This window comes from Actinomadura sp. HBU206391, assembly GCF_014323665.1.
Lineage (GTDB): Bacteria > Actinomycetota > Actinomycetes > Streptosporangiales > Streptosporangiaceae > Actinomadura_C.
This window is the reverse complement of record NZ_JABVEB010000320.1, coordinates 1-5568: the sequence shown is the minus strand read 5'-3', so window position 1 is coordinate 5568 and position 5568 is coordinate 1. Positions and strand designations below refer to the sequence as shown.

Sequence of the window (5568 nt, the reverse complement as noted above, 5' to 3'; positions counted from 1 at the left end):
CGGCCGGCGCCTCACGGGTGAACGCGATCGTTCACCCATGAGGCGTTCGGGCGGTCTGACACGGCAAGCGGGCAGCGCCTGTCACATCAGCAGAACGGACGGAAGTAGACGTAGAGGTCATCGGCCTCATAGCCCAGGCGTGCCTGCGCGGAGACGACGCCCTCCACATGGCGGATGGCATGCATCAACGGCGCAATCTGCGAGCGATCGTCGACCTTGCCCTTGACGATGACGCGTCCGTCCTCTACACCTACCTCGAACCGTTCGGGGTCCATCCCGGATTCCTGTCCGATGACCTGGCTGAGCACGTCCTGTCGGATATCGGCGTCCGGACGGCGATAGACGGCCAGCACGTCAGCGCGGCTCACTATCCCGATGAGACGGCCGCTCAACACGTCGATCACCGGGAGCTGACCGACCTTGTGCCGGCGCATGGAGCGGGCGGCCTCCTCGACCGTGGCCGAAGCGGACACGGTGATCACCGGCGACGTCATGACGTCGGCTGCGATGGTTCCGGTGGCCTTGCGCTGCTCTCGCCTCCGCTCCGGGCTGAGGTGGAATTCTTCGCCCACATCCGGATCGGATTCCTTGAACAGCAGGTCGCTCTGCGAAACGACTCCACGCACCTGGCCGGTCGAATCCAACACCGGAAACGCGTTCACATGTTGGCGGTACATGAGGTCGACGATGTCCTTGAACGATGTCTTCTCTTGAACCGCCACGACCTCAGTGGTCATGACATCGTTCACCACGGTCTGCATGGTGTCTCCTTCGCTATCGCCCTGCGGGCAGACTTGCTTCACGTCCTCGGAGGCCGGTCACGCGTTCAGTGCCACCGAGGCCGCAAACGCCGGGAGAGCGCCGGGCCGTTGGCCTCGTGCTCTCCCGGGGGTGGTCACTTCAGCACGGGGAACCGCCGGACCAGGCCGGTCTCGCTCCACCAACGGCCGAACCCGAGCGTGTCACCGGCGCTGACCAACGCGAGCCCGACGACGAGCAGGGCGTAGATGAGGTGGTCGTCCATGAACAGGTTGTTCTCCGGAGGGAGGACGACGCTCCACATCATCACCAGCATCGCCGCACCCGCCACCGCGGCGACACGGATGCCGATGCCCAGCACCAGCGCCGTCCCGATCGCACCGAGTCCCAGCATGAACAGCCAGTCCGCCCATGCCGTACCGGCGATGTCGTTGTAGAAGCTCTTGAACGGACCGGCCGCCGCGGACTTCAAGAAACCCTGCGTCGGGCTTCCGCCCTCGATCCATGCCTGCTTGCCGGCCGTCCCGTGCCCGAGCCCGAACACCTTGTCCACGAACGCCCACAAGAACACCCAACCCAACGACAGCCGGGCGACCGCCCACACATAACGAACGTAGGGCGACTCCCCACGCGACGAGCCGACACTGTGCCCGCGCTCGGCCTTACGGTCGATGACCGCCATCACTCTCACCTCTTCCACGTGCCGGACCGCTCCGGCTGTCCCTTACTCAACTCCGCACGACGACTACACCGCAGAGGCGAAAGCGAGGACGCCCAAAGGACCTTCGTCCCCGACCGGCATGATCCCGCTTCTCAGATCGGCGCATCCTCCCGGGCTCGCGGAAGCTCACGCTCAGCGCTGTACCGTTTTCGGGCAGGCCCTGCGGCGCGAGAACATGCGCGCCGCGACGGACCGGGGGCGCACTATCGAAGGCCGGTCCCGACCGGTACCGTCTCGGCCATGACCGCCCCCATCAAGGTCTTCCTCCTCGACGACCATGAGGTCGTACGCCGCGGGGTCGCCGCTCTCATCGAAGCCGAACCCGATATCGACGTCGTGGGCGAGGCCGACAGCGCCCATCGTGCTCTCGCTCGGATCCCCGCTCTTCGGCCAGACGTCGCCGTACTCGACGTACGACTCCCCGACGGCGACGGCGTCACCGTCTGCCGCGAGATCCGCTCGACCCACCCTGAAATCGCCTGCCTCATGCTCACCTCCTTCTCCGACGAAGAAGCCCTGTTCAACGCCGTCATGGCCGGCGCGGCCGGCTACGTCCTCAAACAGATCCACGGCTCGGACCTGGTCGGCGCCATCCGCACCGTCGCCACCGGTCAATCACTCCTCGACCCCCGCAGCACCGCCCAGATGCTGCACCTCCTACGCGAACGTCACACCCGCAAAGACCCCCTCGCCGCCCTCACCGAGCAGGAACGCCACATCCTCGACCTCATCGGCGACGGCCTCACCAACCGCCAGATCGGCCAGCGCCTCCACCTCGCCGAAAAAACCGTCAAGAACTACGTCTCGAACCTCTACACCAAACTTGACATGCAGCGTCGCACCCAAGCCGCCAGCTTCATCACCCAGCTCAAAGCAAATGAGACCCGCGCCCTCCCCGACGAATGACCCTCGACAGAGCCGGCCGGCCGAACAGTCACGGCCTGTCCGGGTAACAAGGCTGTTCGTCCGAACGTGGCCGTGGGGGGTCGCGCATGATCAGCACCTGCTGCCTGGGCTTCGGCGCTCTGTCGCCTACGAGAGCGGCACGCGCCATTCGAGGCTCGTGCCGTTACCGGGCCGGCCGGTCGCCTCGAAGGCGCCGCCGAGGGCTTGTGCCCGATCCCGTAGGTTCCTCAGTCCGCTGGTTCGGGTGACCGTGCCGAGGCCATGCCCGTTGTCGGTCACGTTCAGCACGAGTTCGGTACCGGCGCTGAGCGTCAGTTCCGCGGCCGAGGCGCCGGAGTGGCGAGCGATGTTGGAGAGAGCCTCCCTGACGACCGCCAAGAGGTGGATGATCACCTCATCGGGCACCGCGGTGTCAACGGGGCCATGGAAGCTGACGGTGGGGGTGAAACCGAGTCCCTCCGCCGCCATCGAGGTTAGATCGAGGAGCTGATCCCGCAGGGTGGTCGCCTGCTGAGGGCGGCTGTGGAGGTCGTAGATGGCCGTCCGCAGTTCCCTGATCGTGACGTCGAGTTCACCGATGACGGCCTGCAGGCGTGCCGACACACTGGGATGGGTGATCAGACTGGCGACGGCCTGGAGGGCAAGGCCGGCGCCGAAGACGCGTTGAATGACCATGTCGTGCAGGTCACGGGCGATCCGGTCCCGGTCGATCATCACCTCTTGATCGGCTCGGGCGGCCGCCAGTTCAGCCTGGATCCTCAGCCGGTCGGTGACGTTCCGGAGGACCACGGCGAAGCCCGTCAGGGCGCCGCCAGGGTCCCGCATCGCCGAGAGGGTGACGGCCACGTCGACCGGGGAGCCGTCGCTACGAGAAAATCGGGTGTCGTAGGTCTCAGCCCGCCCACCGCTTCTGGTCCGCGTTACCGCCTCCTCGAAGTCATCACGCGCCTCGGTGAGCATGAGCATGCCGACCGGCCGGCCGACCACCTCGGCCGTGCTGTGGCCGAACAGCCGTTCCGCGCCCAGGTTCCATGTCTGGATGAGCCCGTCAGAGCTCATGGAGAACATCGCGTCGTCGGAGGACTGCACGATCGCGGCGAGGTCCGACTCGGCCTGCCTCGCCTCCTCGAGTTCGGCCAGCAGCGCGATGAGCCCTCGATTGGTCTGTTCGAGCTCGGAGTTGAGGTCGCCGACCTTCTGCCGGTAGGTCTCGAGTTCGTTCTCCCGCTCGGCGAGCGCCTCCAGCGCCTCGGCCAGTCGCCGATCGGGTTCGCTTCTCATGGGCCGCCGCCTTCGCCAGGGGCGCTCCGCAGTTCACGATCCCGCGTGTCGTGGACGACGAGCACGGTCGTATCGTCGTTTCCCCGCCCGTGGGCACGCTGCAGCGTGGCCGCGATGACCGCTGGATCGTGGTGGAGCAGCTTCGGGTAGGACGCCGCATCCCATCGGCTGCGGATCCCGTCGGAGGCGAGGAGCAGCGTGGCACCAGGTCCCCACGGATACCGGGCGAGGCGGATGCGAGGAGGGGGCAGCTCCGTGCCAAGGGTGCCGTCGCGACCCAGCAGGGTGTGACTGTCACCGCGGAGCAGTACCCGCCCGCTGATGTTGCCCACTCCCGCATAGGTCAGCTCATCCCGCTCGGGATCGATCAGACAGACCCCCATCACGCCACCGCGGGTGCCGCGCATGGCCTCATGCGCGCGCCGGACGAAACCGTCAAGGTCTGTCACCTCCTGCCGCTCGAACAGTGTGACCGCGGCCCGGGCCGCCATGGCGGCGGCCGGGCCATGCCCCAGCCCGTCGACGACCAGCGCCGCGAGGTGCTGCTTCGCTGTTACCGCCCAGGCATCACCGGACTCGCCGACACCGCCGAGCGGGACGTTCACGCCGCCCCATCGCCACCGTCCCGCCGTGACCGGCGTGGGCAGGCCCAGACGGGCGAGGATGACCGTCCCACCAGGCTCGGAGTAGCAGTCGAAGGCCGAGGCGAGGCGCTGCACCGCCGCCAGTCCCACGCCGAGCCCGTCGCCGCGGAACGGTCGCAGCCTCGTCTGACCAAGCCGTGACGGCACCGCCCACGGCGGTGTGCCGGCCGGCCGCCCCCCCGGACCGTGATCGATCGCCAGAAGTTCGATCCCACCGGCTGTCTGGCGGTACAGGACGTACCCGCCGGTTGTCGTATGCCGGATGATGTTCGTGGCGAGCTCGGTCGCCACCAACTCCACGTCGCCATGTCGGAGGCCGGGCAGGCCCGCAGCCAACACGGCCACTTCTCGGCGGAGCGCGCCGACGTCCTCGTCCGTCCGTATCACGCGGCGACGATGCGCCCGCCGGCTCAGCGCGCCCATTTAACGATCATAACCGTGGTGCCCGACCCCTTGGCCGAGGTGATCGTCATCTCGTCGGTCAGCCGCCTGGACCCGGGCAGACCGAGCCCGAGGCTCCGGTTCGTGCTGAACCCGTCGGTGAGCGCCGCCTCGATGTCCTCGATGCCTGGACCGTGGTCGGTGAACGTGGCCTTGATCCCGCGGCGGCCGTCGGCTTGGACGTACTCGACACGCACAGTGCCTACAGAGCCAGTGGCGTAGGTCAGGATGTTGCGCGCGAGCTCGCTCCCGGCGGTGATGAGCTTGGTCTGGTCGACGAGCCCCAGCCCGGCTCGCTGTGACTGCGCCCGCAGCTCCCGGCGGACCCGGATGAGATCGGCCTCTGCGGCGATGGCCAAGACGACCTCGTCCATGTCAGTCGGCTCGATCGCCGTAGTCACGAAGCCTGCGCAGCAGCGCCATGCCCTGCTCGGCGTTCAGTGCGGTGTCGAGGTGGCCCATGGGCACACCGAGCTCGACCAGGGTGATGGCCACCGCAGGCTGGATCCCCACGACCGCCGCCTGCGAACCCAGCAACCGGATCATCCCGACGATCCGCGTGATGACCCTGGCGATGAAGGAATCCACCATGGTCAGCCCACTGACATCGATCAACGTGCCCGTCGCCTGCGTGCGGGCGACCTCCCTTGTCAGCTGGTCCTCAATCCGCAGCACCGTGGTGTCGTCGAGATCCCCTTGCAGGCTGATCAGGAGGGTGTCCCCGATTCGCATGATGGGGACGACCTCACTCATGTCGGCCTGTCGCGTCGGTGACCGTCGCGCCCGCGGCCCTCGCTTCGCCCGCGCGGTCGGCCA

At 67.5% G+C, this 5568-nt stretch carries 7 protein-coding genes; 1 reads left to right on the top strand and 6 read right to left on the bottom strand.

The window, feature by feature from the left end:
* Positions 1-86 precede the first annotated feature (86 nt).
* Positions 87-761, bottom strand: coding sequence for a CBS domain-containing protein (locus HKK72_RS35315; RefSeq protein WP_187238754.1), 675 nt, complete (start codon positions 759-761; stop codon positions 87-89).
* A gap of 134 nt (positions 762-895) precedes the next feature.
* Positions 896-1441: a DoxX family membrane protein gene (locus tag HKK72_RS35310; protein ID WP_187238753.1), complete on the bottom strand. Its 546-nt coding sequence runs from the start codon at positions 1439-1441 to the stop codon at positions 896-898.
* A gap of 279 nt (positions 1442-1720) precedes the next feature.
* Between HKK72_RS35310 and HKK72_RS35305 the strand changes: the two genes are divergently transcribed.
* Entirely contained in the window at positions 1721-2386 is a 666-nt protein-coding gene (locus HKK72_RS35305) for a response regulator (protein ID WP_187238752.1), read from the top strand.
* Between the two features lie 126 nt (positions 2387-2512).
* Here HKK72_RS35305 and HKK72_RS35300 read toward each other — a convergent pair whose 3' ends face one another.
* From HKK72_RS35300 to HKK72_RS35285, 4 genes are all read right to left on the bottom strand, one after another.
* A complete protein-coding gene (locus HKK72_RS35300) occupies positions 2513-3667 on the bottom strand; it encodes a PAS domain S-box protein (protein WP_187238751.1) in 1155 nt (384 codons plus the stop codon).
* The gene (locus HKK72_RS35295; RefSeq protein ID WP_222721550.1) at positions 3664-4698 is read right to left on the bottom strand and encodes a SpoIIE family protein phosphatase; all 1035 of its coding nucleotides are present in this window, start codon (positions 4696-4698) and stop codon (positions 3664-3666) included. The genes HKK72_RS35300 and HKK72_RS35295 overlap by 4 nt, the downstream gene beginning before the upstream one ends.
* A gap of 23 nt (positions 4699-4721) precedes the next feature.
* The gene (locus tag HKK72_RS35290) at positions 4722-5126 is read right to left on the bottom strand and encodes an anti-sigma regulatory factor (protein WP_187238749.1); all 405 of its coding nucleotides are present in this window, start codon (positions 5124-5126) and stop codon (positions 4722-4724) included.
* 1 nt (position 5127) lies between these two features.
* The coding region (locus tag HKK72_RS35285; RefSeq protein WP_222721549.1) for an STAS domain-containing protein at positions 5128-5568 on the bottom strand (441 nt) is incomplete at its 5' end.